This is a genomic window from Pseudomonas kitaguniensis, from assembly GCF_009296165.1.
Taxonomy (GTDB): domain Bacteria; phylum Pseudomonadota; class Gammaproteobacteria; order Pseudomonadales; family Pseudomonadaceae; genus Aquipseudomonas; species Aquipseudomonas kitaguniensis.
Genome location: NZ_VUAZ01000159.1, coordinates 1 through 15,088 on the forward strand (window position 1 = coordinate 1; position 15,088 = coordinate 15,088).

The following is a 15,088-nucleotide window of genomic DNA, read 5'->3' on the forward strand; positions in this document are numbered from 1 at the left end:
CTCCCACGCAGAGCGTGGGAACGATCAGCCCCTCAGAGATAACACCCTTGAGCATTCAACCGAGTACCTACTCACCCGACATCGCGGTGCCGAGCGACAAACGCGTTTTCGGCGGCCGTGACCTGTTCTCTCTGTGGTTCTCCCTCGGCATCGGCCTGATGGTCCTGCAAACCGGCGCACTGCTTGCGCCGGGGCTGGGCTTGTCCGGCTCGTTGCTGGCAATTTTCCTCGGCACGCTGGTCGGCGTGCTGTTGCTGGCCGCCGTCGGCGTGATCGGCAGCGACACCGGCTTGTCCGCCATGGCCGCGCTCAAACTCAGCCTCGGCGCCAAGGGCGCGAGCCTGCCGGCGTTGCTCAACCTGCTGCAATTGATCGGCTGGGGCGCGTTCGAAATCATCGTGATGCGCGACGCTGCCAGTGTGTTGGGCGCGCGCGCGTTCAGCGAAGGCAGCCTGTTGGCCAGCCCACTGGTTTGGACGCTGTTTTTTGGTGGCCTGGCGACCTTGCTCGCCGTCAGCGGACCGTTGACGTTTGTACGCCAAGTCCTGCGCAAGTGGGGCATTTGGCTGCTGCTCGCGGCGTGCGTGTGGCTGACCTGGAACCTGTTCGCCAAGGCTGACCTGGCCGCGCTGTGGGCCAAGCCCGGTGACGGTTCGCTGCCGTTCGCCGTGGGTTTTGATATTGCCATCGCCATGCCGCTGTCGTGGCTGCCGCTGATTGCCGATTACTCGCGTTTCGGCAAACGCGCAAAAAGCGTGTTCGGCGGCACGGCGTTGGGCTTTTTTATCGGTAACTTCTGGCTGATGAGCCTGGGCGTGGCCTACACCCTGGCGTTCGCGCCCAGCGGTGAGGTGAATGCGTTGTTGCTGGCGCTGGCTGGCGCCGGCTTGGGTATTCCGCTGTTGCTGATTTTGTTGGACGAGTCAGAAAACGCCTTTGCCGATATTCACTCGGCGGCGGTCTCCAGCGGGATGTTACTGCGCTTGAAAGTCGAGCACCTGGCCTTGGCCATCGGCGTGATCTGCACCTTGATCGCCTGCCTCGCGCCCTTGGCGCAGTACCAGAACTTCCTGCTGCTGATCGGCTCGGTGTTCGCGCCGCTGTTCGGCGTGGTGCTGGTCGATCACTTTATCCTGCGCCGCCGTGGCCAGGGTGCCGTCGCCAACCTGCGCTGGCCGGCATTAGTCGCCTGGTTGGGTGGCATCGCCACGTATCATGTACTCGCCAACCTGTACCCGGATGTCGGCGCAACCCTGCCGGCGTTGGTGCTGGCAGGGTTGTTACAATGGGTGCTGAACCGGGCCGTCAGTGGCGGGCGGGCATCAGCTCAGGCTTGAGCACGCCGGTGAGGCGCGCATAGGGGATGGTCATTTCGATCAGCCCCAATGCGTAAGGGCCGATGGTTGCCACGTTGTACTTGAGCACCACGCCGCCGCTGGTCAGGGCGATGTTCGGGGTTTTCTGGAACGGCCAGGTTTTCACGAATTCCGGGTCGCGGTCCATCTGCGAGTTGATCAGCCAACTGTTGTGGGCGACTTTCGCGGTATTCCAGAACGCCTGTTCCTGGCCTGGCAACAGCATGTCGGTCAGGCTCAGCTCTTTGTGCAGCAAGCGCGAATAGTTGATGAAGCCACGGCCAGGTTCGCCGTGCGCTGCGCCCGTGTCCAGATAGCTGGACACTTCAATGATCACCAGTCCGTCATGCTGCTCACGTACCTTGGCCTGCAAATACATGCTGTGGCGGTCGGGCGACTCGCGCAGGAACTTGTCGCGGTAGGCAGTCAAGGTCGGCGCCACGCTGGCGCCGGGCGTGGTGCGGGCCATCTGCAGCAGGCGTTGTTCCACCAGGCTGTCGAGTTGCGGCTCGGCAGGGAAGTGCACGGTATCAATGTTCACCAGCGGGCAGTCAGGGCTGTCGCAGCCAGGCTTGATCTGCTCCGAGGCGTCTGCCTGGGTGTCCAGCGGCTTGAGGTAACTGGGTTGAAACAGGCTCTGGCAAGCACCCAGGGTCAGGGCAATACAGGCCATGGAGGCGACTTTTAAAAGCTGCATGTGCGTCCTTCGGAAATCGATGGAAAGCTAAAAGAGTAGCGCTTCGACTGCCAACAAGGCCGTCAGTTCGCCACTAAGCTGATTAGAGTGAGTTTGACGCTCGCCGTCTATCCCGGCAACTGGAAAGGGGCTGCACCAACCGGCAGGAGCGCGTTAGGATGGCGCGAATTGCACGCGCCTAACGAGGAAGCATATGACTGACGTTGCCAAATCGACGCCGAACAAAATCGAAATTGTTCAGCGCGACAATGCCTACCAGGGCTTCTACAAGCTTGATCGCGTGCAACTGCGCCATGAGAAGTTCGATGGCGGCATGAGCCGCGTGATCAACCGTGAGGTGTTTGTTCGCCATGACGCAGTGTGCGTACTGCCCTACGACCCGCAGCGCGATGAAGTGGTGCTGATCGAGCAGTTCCGTGTCGGCGCCATGGGCCGCACCAAAAATCCCTGGCTGGTGGAAATGGTCGCGGGCCTGATCGACAAGGATGAAGAGCCGGAGGAGGTTGCACACCGCGAAGCCGAGGAGGAAGCTGGGCTGACGTTTTCCGCCTTGTGGCCGATTACCAAGTATTTTCCTTCACCCGGTGGCAGTACCGAATTTGTGCACTTGTACCTGGGCCGTTGCGACAGCGCAGGTGCGGGTGGCGTGCATGGGCTGGAAGAAGAGGCAGAAGACATCCGGGTCACCCCCTGGGCATTCGAAGATGCCCTGCAGGCGGTGCGTGACGGTAAAATTTCCAACGCAGCCAGCATCATCGCCCTGCAATGGCTTGCGCTTAATCGCGCGGAAGTGAGGGGGTTATGGCAGTAAAGGCACGGGAACGTTATCGAGTCGACCTGATCGGGTTGCAGGCCGCCTGCGAGGCCAATTATGCGCGGCTGATGCGCTTGCTCCCCGACATGCGCCACGCCCCCGAGGCGCGGCGCATTGCCGTGACCCATGGCGACCAGATGCTCGGCGTGCTGGCCCTTGAGGTCATTGTGAATTGCCCCTACACCACCACCCTGCGTGCGCGCCAGGAGCACAGCCTGCCGTGGCTGCCGGTGCCGCAGCTTGAAGTGCAGGTGTACCACGATGCGCGAATGGCCGAAGTTATCAGCGCCGAACATGCGCGGCGCTTTCGCAGCATCTATCCTTACCCCAATGTGTTCATGCACCAGCCCGATGAGAAAGCACAGCTTAATGTGTTCCTTGGCGAATGGTTGAGCCACTGTCTGGCCTTGGGCCATGAGTTCGAAGTCGTGCGGTAGATGTGAACCGCGTCTGCTTCCCGGGTTTCCTCTTTGTGTCCTGCCCCAGCATAATCGCGCTAAACGTCCATTTCCTGTGATTGCCTTGGGAGAGCGCCTTGCCGAGCGTATCCACCTTGAACCCCGATGCGCCGGCGCTGCTGGTGCAACTGACTGACAGCCACCTGTTTGCCGAGGCCGACGGTACGCTGCTGGGCATGAATACCCGCGAAAGCTTGCAGCGCGTGATTGAGCGGGTGCGCGAGCAACAGCCGCAGATCGATTTGGTGCTGGCCACGGGTGACTTGTCCCAGGACGGCACGTTGGCCTCTTACCAGCTGTTTCGCCAGATGACCGGAGCCATCCCGGCGCCGGCGCGCTGGATTCCCGGCAACCACGATGAGCCGCAGGTCATGGCCCACGCGGCGGTGCTGAGTGATTTGCTCGAACCTGTGGTCGATGTGGGTAACTGGCGCGTCACGCTGCTGGACTCGGCAGTGCCGGGCTCGGTGCCGGGTTATTTGCAAGACCAACAACTGCAATTGCTCGCGCAGGCGTTGAGCGAGGCGCCGAGTCGGCATCACTTGGTGTGTTTTCACCATCACCCGGTGTCGATTGGCTGTGCCTGGATGGAGCCTATCGGGTTGCGTAATCCTGAGGCTTTGTTTGCTGTGCTTGACCGGTTTCCGCAGGTCAGGGCGGTGCTTTGGGGGCATGTGCATCAGGAAGTTGACCTTGAACGCAACGGGGTGCGGTTGTTGGCATCGCCGTCTACGTGCATCCAGTTTGCGCCGGGCAGTGAGGACTTTAACGTCAGCGAGCAGGCGCCGGGGTATCGGTGGCTGCGGTTGCATGCCGATGGGCGGTTGGAGACGGGCGTGGAGCGGGTTGAGGGGTTTGCCTTTACCGTGGATTACGGCAGTAACGGCTACTAAATTGTGGGGGCGGGCTTGCTCGCGATACAGGCACCTCGGTGTGCCTGATGGTCCGAGTTGACTGCATCGCGAGCAAGCCCGCTCCCACATGTGATCCCATTTTGCTTGTGAGATTGGGTCGGGTGACCAGCCGTTACCCGTAAACCGATAGGCACCTCGCTCTGCGGTGACTAGACGATAGGGCACTCACACAAGGCGCCTATCCCTGTAAACTGCGCCTCTTTTTGGCGCAAGCGCGGAGGCCCCGGCATGTCTGCTTCAATCTTGTATATCCACGGTTTCAACAGCGCCCCCGCGTCCAACAAGGCCAGCCAGTTGAGCGCCGTGATGGACACCCTCGGCCTGGCTGACCAACTGCGCGTGCCGGCCCTGCATCACCATCCCCGTCAGGCAATTGCCCAATTGGAGGACGCCATAGCGCAGCTCGGTCGGCCGCTGCTGGTCGGCAGCTCACTCGGCGGCTACTATGCAACCCACCTTGCCGAACGCCATGGCCTCAAGGCGCTGCTGGTCAACCCTGCGGTCAGCCCCCATCGGATGTTCGACGGTCACCTTGGCCCGCAGAAGAACCTCTACACCGGCGACACCTGGGAACTGACTGACGACCACGTGACGGCCCTGGCCGAGCTGGAAGTGCCGGCGCCGCAAGACGCCGGGCGTTATCAGGTGTGGTTGCAGACGGGCGATGAAACACTGGATTATCGCCTCGCCCAACAGTATTACCGGGCCTGTGCGCTGCGTATCCAGGCGGGTGGCGACCATGGTTACCAAGGGTTCGCCCTGCAATTGCCAGCCCTGTTGAGCTTTGCCGGGATTGGCGCAGATCAGTATCAATCCTTCGATTTCGCAGCGTTGTAATACGCATGCTGGAAACCGCAGGTTACTTTTTAATCGAACGACTCACGACGAGACCCCATGGCCACTCCCAGCGCTAGCTCTTATAACGCCGACGCCATCGAAGTCCTCTCGGGCCTCGACCCGGTGCGCAAACGCCCCGGCATGTACACCGACACCAGTCGGCCGAACCACCTTGCCCAGGAAGTCATCGACAACAGTGTCGACGAAGCGTTGGCCGGGCATGCCAAGTCGGTGCATGTGATTCTCCACGCTGACCATTCCCTGGAAGTGTCCGACGATGGTCGCGGCATGCCGGTGGACATTCACCCGGAAGAGGGTGTGTCGGGCGTCGAGCTGATCCTCACCAAGCTGCATGCCGGCGGCAAGTTCTCCAACAAGAACTACCAGTTCTCGGGTGGCTTGCACGGTGTGGGTATTTCCGTGGTCAACGCCTTGTCGAACCACGTGCGGGTCAAGGTCAAGCGCGACGGCAACGAGTACGAGATGACCTTCGCCGATGGCTATAAAGCCACCGAGCTGCAAGTGATCGGCACCGTTGGCAAACGCAACACCGGCACCAGCGTGTACTTTGCGCCAGACCCGAAGTACTTCGATTCGCCTAAATTTTCCATCAGCCGCCTCAAGCACGTGCTCAAGGCCAAGGCTGTGTTGTGCCCAGGCTTGCTGGTGACCTTTGAAGACAAAGGCACCAATGAGAAAGTCGAGTGGCATTACGAAGACGGCCTGCGCTCCTACCTGGAAGACTCGGTCAGCGACTTCGAACGCCTGCCCAACGAGCCGTTCTGCGGCAGCCTGGCGGGTAATAAAGAAGCCGTCGACTGGGCGCTGCTGTGGTTGCCGGAAGGCGGCGACAGCGTGCAGGAAAGCTACGTCAACCTGATCCCCACCGCCCAGGGCGGCACCCACGTCAATGGTTTGCGCCAGGGTTTGCTCGACGCCATGCGCGAGTTCTGCGAATACCGCAGCCTGTTGCCGCGCGGCGTGAAGCTGGCGCCGGAAGACGTGTGGGAGCGCATCGCGTTCGTGCTGTCGATGAAGATGCAGGAACCGCAATTTTCCGGCCAGACCAAGGAGCGTCTGTCGTCCCGCGAGGCGTCGGCGTTTGTCTCCGGTGTGGTCAAGGACGCTTTCAGCCTGTGGCTCAACGAGCACCCGGAATTGGGCCTGGCCCTGGCGGAGCTGGCGATCAATAACGCCGGACGGCGTTTGAAAGCCAGCAAAAAGGTCGAGCGCAAGCGCATCACTCAAGGGCCGGCGTTGCCGGGCAAGCTGGCCGATTGCGCCGGGCAAGACCCGATGCGCTCCGAGCTGTTCTTGGTCGAAGGTGACTCCGCCGGGGGTTCCGCCAAACAAGCGCGGGACAAGGAATTCCAGGCGATCCTGCCGTTGCGCGGCAAGATCCTCAACACCTGGGAAGTCGACGGCAGCGAAGTGCTGGCCAGCCAGGAAGTGCACAACATCGCCGTGGCCATCGGTGTCGACCCGGGTTCGGCAGATATTGCCCAACTGCGCTACGGCAAGATCTGCATTCTCGCCGACGCCGACTCCGACGGCCTGCACATCGCAACCTTGCTGTGTGCGCTGTTCGTGCAGCACTTCCGCCCGCTGGTGGATGCCGGTCACGTTTACGTCGCCATGCCGCCGCTGTACCGCATCGACCAAGGCAAAGAGATTTACTACGCCCTCGACGAGGCTGAGCGCGACGGCATCCTCGACCGGCTGGTGGCCGAAAAGAAACGCGGCAAGCCGCAGGTCACGCGATTTAAAGGCTTGGGTGAGATGAACCCGCCACAACTGCGCGAAACCACCATGGACCCGAACACCCGCCGTCTGGTGCAGTTGACCCTTGAAGACTACGCCGCCACGTCGGAAATGATGGACATGCTGCTGGCGAAAAAGCGCGCACCGGATCGCAAGTCGTGGCTGGAGTCGAAAGGCAACCTGGCCGAGGTACTCGGCTAATGCGCACAGGTTTCGCCTTGGCGATCCTGATGATGAGCGGGTGGGTGGCCACCGACGTGGTTGCCGCACCCGTGGCTGAGCTGAAGTTGATGTCCGAACACCCGGTGGACGGCATGCGCGGCGGTAACCTGTCGGGCCTGGCGATGTGCGGTGACGCACTGTGGACGGTTTCGGACCGCGATGACGACCAGATTTACCGTCTTGATAACAGCGCGCCGACCTGGAAGGCCGAGGCGTTGAAAATCGACGTGCCGCCCGTGCCCGAGTCCGGCCTGCCGTGGGGCCTGCGTTCGCGCACCAAAGCCGCGTCGTTCATTCGCGGTGGCGACCTGGATTTTGAAGGCATCACCTGTGATGCAGCCGGTAACCGTTACATTGTCAGCGAGGCGCATGCCGCAGTGCTGCAGGTGCCCGTGAGCGGTGCGCCGCAGTGGCTGAAAATTGCCCCGAGCATGGTGCGTGAAGCCCGTGCCAGTGGCATGTTGCTGCACTTCAACGCGTTGTTTGAAGGCTTGGCGGTGAACCCCGAAGGTAATCAGATGTGGCTGGCGGCCGAGCGTGAGCGGCGCGGTTTGATCTCTATCAAGCGTGCGCAAAGCGTATGGGATTGCGACGGGCCGTGTGTACTGCTGAGCGAGGCCGGCCAGGAAGTGCAGCCGGCGCAGTTCACTCATGCCAAGGCGGTGTCCAGGGACTTTGCCGACCTGGCGCTGTTCAACGGCAAGCTGTTTACCCTGGAGCGCAATGCGTTCCAGATTTGCCGGCGTGATGCGCGCACCGCCAAAGTCGAGCTGTGCTGGTCGTTTGCCGACGAGACCTTGGCGCCGAACCGGCGCTACTCACAGCCTTATGGCCTGGCCGAAGCCTTGGTGGTGGACGCCGACGGCGCGTGGCTGGGCATCGACAATAATTTTGGCGCGCGCGCCGACGGTGAAAAACGCCCCGTGGTCTATCGTTTCGCCGCCCCTGCGGGTGGTTGGAGCGCCAAGCCATGAGCCCACAACCGCCCGGCAAGCGTGCCGGCCGTGTATTGATGTTCGTGGCGTGGGGCGCCGGTTTGTTCCTGGCGACACGGTTTTTTGGGCAGTGGGAAGCGCGTCAGGAAAACCCCAATGCGGTGGTCGCCTCCGAGCAACACGAGGGTTACATCGAAGTAAAACTGCTTGGCAACGGCCAAGGGCATTTTGTCGCCAGCGGTCAGATCAACGGCCAGCCGGTGCAGTTCATGCTCGATACCGGCGCCACCGATGTGGCGGTGCCGGCCGAGCTGGCTGATCGTCTTGGGCTTAAACGCGGCATGCCGGTCACCTTGAGTACCGCCAATGGCCGTAGCCAGGGCTTTCGTACCCAGCTGGACAGCGTGCAGTTGGGCGCTATCGTCCTGCAGGATGTGCGTGCCCTGGTGGCGCCGGGGCTGGGCGGCGAGCAGGTATTGCTCGGCATGAGTGCATTGAAACAACTTGAATTTACCCAGCGCAGCGGCACTTTGCTGCTGCGCCAGACCAAACAATGATGAGGCCCGCATGAGTGACATCCTTGCAGACAGCTTAGATGGCGTAGAACGCCGATCGCTGGCTGACTTCACCGAAAATGCCTACCTCAACTACTCCATGTACGTGATCATGGACCGTGCCTTGCCGCATATCGGCGACGGCCTGAAGCCGGTACAACGGCGCATCATCTATGCCATGAGTGAGTTGGGCCTGGACGCCGATTCCAAGCACAAGAAGTCGGCGCGTACCGTCGGTGACGTACTCGGCAAGTTCCACCCTCACGGCGACTCGGCCTGCTATGAAGCGATGGTGCTGATGGCGCAGCCGTTCAGCTACCGCTACACGCTGGTAGACGGCCAGGGCAACTGGGGTGCGCCGGATGATCCCAAGTCTTTCGCTGCCATGCGTTACACCGAGGCGCGCCTGTCGCGTTATTCAGAAGTGCTGCTCAGTGAATTGGGCCAGGGCACTGCGAATTGGGGGCCAAACTTCGACGGCACCCTGGACGAACCGCTGGTATTGCCCGCACGTTTGCCGAATATCCTGCTCAATGGCACCACCGGCATCGCGGTCGGCATGGCCACCGACGTGCCGCCGCACAACCTGCGCGAAGTCGCCTCCGCGTGCGTGCGCTTGCTGGACGAGCCAAAGGCCACGGTTGAGCAGCTCTGCGAACACATTCAGGGGCCGGACTACCCGACCGAAGCGGAAATCATCACGCCGCGCGCCGACCTGCTGAAAATCTACCAGACCGGTAAAGGCTCGGTGCGCATGCGCGCCGTGTACCACATCGAAGATGGCGACATTATTGTCACCGCGCTGCCGCACCAAGTGTCCGGCGCCAAAGTGCTGGAACAAATTGCCGCGCTGATGCAGGCCAAGCCGTCGAAATTGCCGCAGGTCGCCGACCTGCGTGACGAGTCCGACCACGAGAACCCGTGCCGCATCGTGATCATCCCGACCAACACCCGGGTCGATCACGAAGTGCTGATGCAGCACTTGTTTGCCAGCACCGAGCTGGAATCCAGCTACCGGGTCAACGTCAACATCATCGGCCTGGATGGCAAGCCGCAGTTGAAGAACCTGCGGGCGTTGCTGGTCGAGTGGTTGGAATTTCGCGTGCAGACCGTGCGTCGCCGCTTGCAGTTTCGCCTCGACAAGGTTGAGCGTCGCCTGCACCTGTTGGACGGTTTGCTGATTGCCTACCTCAACCTCGACGAAGTGATCCACATCATTCGTACCGCCGAGCACCCGAAAGCCGAGTTGATCGCGCGTTTCGAGCTGAGCGAGATCCAGGCGGACTACATCCTCGATACCCGCTTGCGTCAGTTGGCGCGGCTCGAAGAGATGAAGCTGCGTGACGAGCAAGACGCACTGCTCAAAGAGCAAGCCAAGCTGCAAGCCCTGCTGGGTAGCGAAGCCAAGCTGAAGAAGCTGGTGCGTACCGAGTTGATCAAAGACGCCGAAACCTACGGTGATGACCGTCGTTCGCCTATCGTCGAGCGCGCTGAAGCGAAGGCTCTGACAGAAACCGAGCTGCTGCCTAACGAGAAAATTACCGTCGTTCTGTCGGAAAAGGGTTGGGTTCGTTCGGCCAAAGGGCATGATATCGACGCCACCGGCCTCTCGTACAAAGCCGGTGATGGCTTCAAGACCTCTGCGGCCGGGCGTTCCAACCAGTTTGCGGTGTTTATCGACTCTACCGGGCGCAGTTACTCTGTACCCGCTCACACCTTGCCATCTGCGCGGGGGCAGGGCGAGCCGCTGACCGGGCGACTCACGCCGCCACCGGGGGCGAATTTTGAGTGCGTGCTGTTGCCGGACGATGATTCGCTGTACGTGATCGCGTCCGACGCCGGTTACGGTTTTGTGGTCAAGGGTGAAGACCTGCAGGCCAAGAACAAGGCAGGCAAGGCATTGTTGAGCTTACCCAACAACGCCAAAGTGATTCTGCCGCGGACGGTGGACGACCGCGAGAGCAATTGGCTGGCGTCGGTGACCACTGAGGGGCGTTTGCTGGTGTTCAAGATCAGCGACTTGCCGCAGTTGGGCAAAGGCAAGGGCAACAAGATTATCGGGATACCTGGCGAGCGGGTCGCCAGTCGCGAAGAGTACGTCACCGACATTGCCGTGATCCCTGAAGGCTCGACGCTGGTGCTACAGGCGGGCAAACGCACGCTGTCGCTGCGCCCTGACGACCTTGAACATTACAAGGGTGAGCGTGGCCGCCGCGGTAACAAACTGCCGCGAGGTTTTCAGCGAGTGGATGCTTTGTTGGTTGAAACGCCGGTTTAAGGTGTAAAGCAGCGTTACCAGTGAGTTTGCGCGCCAAGGCGCAAATTCACTCAGAACGCCCCTTGGAGCCCTTGATCTACGATTTAACGCGTAGATCGACGCTTTGGCGCTGGAGTCATGGCGCATATTCACGGATGATATGGCCTTTCCAGCGCCGGCGTGGCCGAGCGTATTTAGGTTATTTTTAGTATTACATTGTGGTTCGCCTTGTGGCAGCCACCTGGATGGGATGATGACTGCTCCACGCCTTCCTCTATTTTTGATGCTCGCTGGCCTTTTGGGGTTGGCGGGTTGCAGCACGCACCAGCCGGTGTCGCTGTACCAGCTGGACAGCGGAAGTCCAGCTCAGCCGGCGCAAACCGCTGGCATGGCCGTATTATTGGGGCCGGTAGTCGTGGCGGATTACCTGCAACGCGAAACCCTGCTGCAACGTCAGAACGACGGCAGCCTGCAAGGTTCCACCGATGGTCGCTGGGCGGGCAGTTTATCGTCCGATATTAATCAGCTGATGTTGCGCCAGGTTGCGGGTCATCTGGACAGCCAGCGTGTGGTGCTTGCGCCCGCGCCAACCGGCTTCACCCCGGACGTGCAGGTGCTGCTGACCATTACCCGGCTCGACTCGGGTACTTCGCAGCCGGCGATCCTTGATGCGCAGTGGCGTTTGATCGACCGTCGTGGCCAAGTGCGCGATAACCGTATCGTGCACTTGCAGGAAGAACACACCGGCACCACCGCCTCTCAGGTTCAGGCCCAGGGCGTGTTATTGCAGCACTTGGCGGAGCAGTTGTCGGTGGCGCTCAAGCCACTGGCCAACCAGCCGCCTATCGCCGAGGCGCCGCGTAAGCAAGCCCCGGCTCAGGCCAAACCGGCAACACCGGAGAAGCCCAAGATGCCGATGGCATCGCCGATTCGCACGGACATGGAAGTGTTCAGGTTCTGACTTGAATCGCAGACACACAAAAGGCCCGCTGAGTAAGCGGGCCTTTTTGTTTGTTTGGGGTTTGAGCCATGTGGCAGATTAGATGTGGGAGGCCCAACTGCATCACTCCTGAGTGGTTGGGTCATGTGGGAGCGGGCTTGCTCGCGAATGCGCTGTGTCAGTCGATATATCTGGCGACTGATACAGCGCATTCGCGAGCAAGCCCGCTCCCACACAAGCCCGCTCCCACACAAGCTAACTCCCACACACACAAGCTCACTGCGCAGTGGGCTTGGCGGTGTTCCTCAGGGCTTGGTGCGGGTTTCGTGCATTCGCGCCAACTGCCGCTCCAGCATCGACGGGTAAGGTTCCATCAACCGTTCCACACAGCTTGCGCCTTCGGGGCTGGCTATCGGGCGGATGCGCGCGCGTTGGCGGATCAGCGTGTCTTCACTGATCTTGCGCTCCACCAGCAACAGGTTGCGGCTGTGCTGGGACAGCGCCAGTGCATCCTGTGCGATCTCGGTCAGCAGCAGATCAATTTGGCTCATGCCAAACAGATCATCACCCACGGTTAAACCCAGCTGCAGTTGCAGCGTGATACCGCTGTCAGCCACTTCTATTTGCAGCGCGTGGCCCAACGCGCGCAGCAGTTCGCCGCAGCAAATGGCGTTGGTCAGGTAATCTTCGCCGCTGTCTTCGCTGTGGAACAGCATCAGCGTGCTGCCATCGTTCAGGGTGTGCAGTTCGCTCTGGTACAGCGAAGCGGCCTGGTCGAGGCAGTCGCGATAGCGTTCCAGCAACTCCGTCAGGCGCGCGCGGGGCAGGCGGCGCAGTTGGTCCTGAGCGCCCAGTTGCACCGCCAATACGGCGCTGTGCTGAGGTTCGGTGTTTTTTACCGGCGCAGGCTTGGGCGTGACGGCAGGGGTGGCGGTCGAGGTGTCGCGCAAGTCGGAGAACGGGTCTTCGTCGTCCACTTCGTCTTCTTCGGCCTTGATCGCCTGGCGTGTCGCAGGCTTGAGGCCCGCTACCGGGGTGCTTTCGTCAAAGCCCGGGTCACGCAGGTCGCGCACTTCAAACTCAGGTTCATCGTCGTAATCGGTGTCGTCGTACTCAGGCTCAGGTTCAACCTCGGGCACCACCGGTTCCGGGGCGAAGCTTGCGTGCAGCTGGCGGGCGAGATCGCCGATTTCATCCTGACGGTCAGTGGCTGGCGTGTGTTCGTCTATGTCGCGCAGCCAGATGCGCAGTTGCATCAGCGGCGTCGAAATATGCCGGCCCAGGCGCAAGCTCAGCGCCAAGGCCAACGCCAACAGGATCGCGCTCAGAATACCCATGCTTTGCAGGCTGATGGTCATCGGCTGCTGGAATTGCTGCATGTCGAGGCTGATGCGCAGTTGCCCGGCCTTCACATCCTGAAAGGTAATGTTGCTCTGATACAGGCCTTCGGCTTCACCCAACAGGCCGTTTTTCGGGCGTTGCCCGGCTTCGGCCATGATCCGGTTGTCCACGCTGTAGATAGCGGCATGGGCCACCAGCGGGTTCTTGGTCAGGTTGTTGAGCAGCACGTTGAGGCTGAGGATGTCGTTGGACACCAGCAACTCGGTCGCCGACGTGGCGGTTTGAGTCGTCAAGCTCTCGCCCAAGGCGTCGGCTTGCTCGTGCATGGCCTGTTTGAACTGCAAACCCATCACGCAGGCGTAGATCACCAGGGCCAGGGCGACCAGGATCACGTTATGGCTGGCGATGCGTAATGCGATCGGTACACGGCGGTGGCGCAGTGCCCGGAAGATCAGCAGGAAGAAGTTATCGGTTTTTACTGGCGTGGGCCGGTTCACTTGCGCTCGGCTCTTGGTCCGTGAAGTTGACGCGCAGTATAGCGACAGGCCTAGAACCGGCAAAGCGCTGGCTGTGCCCGATGGTCACTGAAAGTGGGTAGAATGCGGTTTTTTTCCAGCCTGGGGGTGCGTCTTGCGCGAAATTGTCCTGATAAACATCACCGGTGAAGACCGCCCGGGTCTCACCGCAGCCATTACCGGTGTTCTGGCCCAGGGTGGTGTGAACATTCTCGACATCGGCCAGGCGGTGATCCACGACACCCTGTCATTCGCACTGTTGGTTGAAATACCGAGCAGCGAGCAGGCGTCGATGGTGCGCGAGAGCATCCTGTTTACGGCGCATAAGCTCGATCAGCACGTTCGTTTTACCCAAGTGTCCGAAGAGGACTACCAACACTGGGTGGCCAGTGAGGGCGAAAAACGCCACATCGTCACGCTGCTGACGCGCAAGGTTACCGCCGAACAATTGCAGCGCGTCAGCTCGATCACCGCGCAGTACGGTTTGAATATCGAGCATATCGACCGTCTGTCGGGTCGCATGCCATTGGGTGCGCCGTCCGACAAGGGCAAGGGCTGCATCGAGTTCTCGGTGCGCGGCGAACCGGCTGATCCGCAGGCCCTGCGCGCCGAATTCCTCAGCGTGGCGCAAGCGCTGAATGTGGACATTGCCTTCCAGGAAGACTCGCTGTTCCGGCGCAATCGTCGCCTGGCCGTGTTCGACATGGACTCCACGCTGATCGAGGCTGAAGTCATCGACGAACTGGCCAAAGCCGCCGGTGTGGGTGAGCAGGTCTCCGCGATTACCGAGCGCGCCATGGCGGGTGAGCTGGATTTTCGTGCGAGCTTCAAGGAGCGCCTGGCGCTGCTCAAGGGCCTGGATGTAAGTGTGCTGGACTCGATTGGCGCGTCGCTGCGCCTGACCGAGGGCGCTGAAACGCTGTTTGCCGAACTCAAGCGCCTCGGTTACAAAACCGCGATTCTGTCGGGTGGTTTCACCTATTTTGCCAAGCAATTGCAGGTGAAGTTGGGTATCGACTATGTGTTCGCCAACGAGTTGGAAGTGGTGGATGGCAAGGTTACCGGCGTGGCGGTCGAGCCGATTGTCGACGCGCAGCGCAAGGCTGATCTGCTGAGAGAGCTGGCCCACAAGGAAGGTTTGCAGTTGGAGCAGACCATTGCGGTCGGCGACGGCGCGAATGATTTGCCGATGCTGGCGATTGCCGGGTTGGGTGTGGCGTTCCGCGCCAAGCCGCTGGTGCGGCAGTCGGCCAAACAGGCGATTTCGACGCTGGGGCTGGATGGGGTGTTGTATCTGCTGGGCTTGCGTGACCGCGAGGGTCAGTCGTAACCCGTTCTAACTAAAGAAATGCAATAAACAATGTGATGGGGGGCGGCCATCGTGGTTTAACGGGGCGCTTCTCAGATCAAAAGCAAGAGCACGGCGGCCTGAAAGCCGACCTGAGTGGTTGAAGCAGATCAAAGGCGAGTTTTGCATACACGGCAGAT

13 protein-coding genes are annotated in these 15,088 nt (G+C 60.9%); 11 read left to right on the forward strand and 2 right to left on the reverse strand.

Going from position 1 to position 15,088, the window contains the following annotated elements; all coding sequences use genetic code 11:
* Positions 1-47 precede the first annotated feature (47 nt).
* Complete coding sequence (gene cytX / locus F0169_RS23830) at positions 48-1,337, forward strand: putative hydroxymethylpyrimidine transporter CytX (RefSeq protein WP_152747788.1); 1,290 nt, start codon at positions 48-50, stop codon at positions 1,335-1,337.
* Here the strand turns inward: cytX and F0169_RS23835 are convergent.
* Positions 1,306-2,052 (reverse strand): RsiV family protein, encoded by a 747-nt coding sequence (locus F0169_RS23835; protein ID WP_152747789.1) that lies wholly within the window; start codon positions 2,050-2,052, stop codon positions 1,306-1,308. The two genes, cytX and F0169_RS23835, sit on opposite strands and share 32 nt — an antisense overlap.
* Before the next feature lie 193 nt (positions 2,053-2,245).
* On the opposite strand from F0169_RS23835, the gene F0169_RS23840 reads away from it, so the two are divergent.
* From F0169_RS23840 to F0169_RS23890, 9 genes are all read left to right on the forward strand, one after another.
* A complete protein-coding gene (locus F0169_RS23840) occupies positions 2,246-2,863 on the forward strand; it encodes an NUDIX domain-containing protein (RefSeq protein ID WP_058411366.1) in 618 nt (205 codons plus the stop codon).
* Positions 2,854-3,303, forward strand: coding sequence for a DUF1249 domain-containing protein (locus tag F0169_RS23845; protein WP_058411365.1), 450 nt, complete (start codon positions 2,854-2,856; stop codon positions 3,301-3,303). Before F0169_RS23840 ends, F0169_RS23845 begins: the two co-directional genes overlap by 10 nt.
* Before the next feature lie 98 nt (positions 3,304-3,401).
* Positions 3,402-4,217: a 3',5'-cyclic-AMP phosphodiesterase gene (gene cpdA, locus F0169_RS23855; protein WP_152747791.1), complete on the forward strand. Its 816-nt coding sequence runs from the start codon at positions 3,402-3,404 to the stop codon at positions 4,215-4,217.
* A 249-nt stretch (positions 4,218-4,466) separates the two neighbouring features.
* Positions 4,467-5,075 carry a YqiA/YcfP family alpha/beta fold hydrolase gene (locus tag F0169_RS23865; RefSeq protein ID WP_058411363.1) on the forward strand — a complete coding sequence of 203 codons (609 nt, stop codon included), beginning with the start codon at positions 4,467-4,469 and terminating at the stop codon, positions 5,073-5,075.
* A gap of 57 nt (positions 5,076-5,132) precedes the next feature.
* Entirely contained in the window at positions 5,133-7,037 is a 1,905-nt protein-coding gene (parE, locus tag F0169_RS23870) for a DNA topoisomerase IV subunit B (protein WP_058411362.1), read from the forward strand.
* Entirely contained in the window at positions 7,037-8,032 is a 996-nt protein-coding gene (locus tag F0169_RS23875; protein ID WP_152747792.1) for an esterase-like activity of phytase family protein, read from the forward strand. The genes parE and F0169_RS23875 overlap by 1 nt, the downstream gene beginning before the upstream one ends.
* Entirely contained in the window at positions 8,029-8,550 is a 522-nt protein-coding gene (locus tag F0169_RS23880; RefSeq protein WP_058411360.1) for a retropepsin-like aspartic protease family protein, read from the forward strand. Before F0169_RS23875 ends, F0169_RS23880 begins: the two co-directional genes overlap by 4 nt.
* A gap of 10 nt (positions 8,551-8,560) precedes the next feature.
* Positions 8,561-10,825 carry a DNA topoisomerase IV subunit A gene (gene parC, locus F0169_RS23885; RefSeq protein ID WP_152747793.1) on the forward strand — a complete coding sequence of 755 codons (2,265 nt, stop codon included), beginning with the start codon at positions 8,561-8,563 and terminating at the stop codon, positions 10,823-10,825.
* Between the two features lie 232 nt (positions 10,826-11,057).
* Positions 11,058-11,765, forward strand: coding sequence for a PqiC family protein (locus F0169_RS23890; protein WP_082648962.1), 708 nt, complete (start codon positions 11,058-11,060; stop codon positions 11,763-11,765).
* 284 nt (positions 11,766-12,049) lie between these two features.
* Here F0169_RS23890 and F0169_RS23900 read toward each other — a convergent pair whose 3' ends face one another.
* Positions 12,050-13,582 carry an AhpA/YtjB family protein gene (locus tag F0169_RS23900; protein ID WP_058411357.1) on the reverse strand — a complete coding sequence of 511 codons (1,533 nt, stop codon included), beginning with the start codon at positions 13,580-13,582 and terminating at the stop codon, positions 12,050-12,052.
* A 133-nt stretch (positions 13,583-13,715) separates the two neighbouring features.
* On the opposite strand from F0169_RS23900, the gene serB reads away from it, so the two are divergent.
* Complete coding sequence (serB, locus tag F0169_RS23905) at positions 13,716-14,930, forward strand: phosphoserine phosphatase SerB (RefSeq protein ID WP_122251182.1); 1,215 nt, start codon at positions 13,716-13,718, stop codon at positions 14,928-14,930.
* Positions 14,931-15,088: the final 158 nt, after the last annotated feature.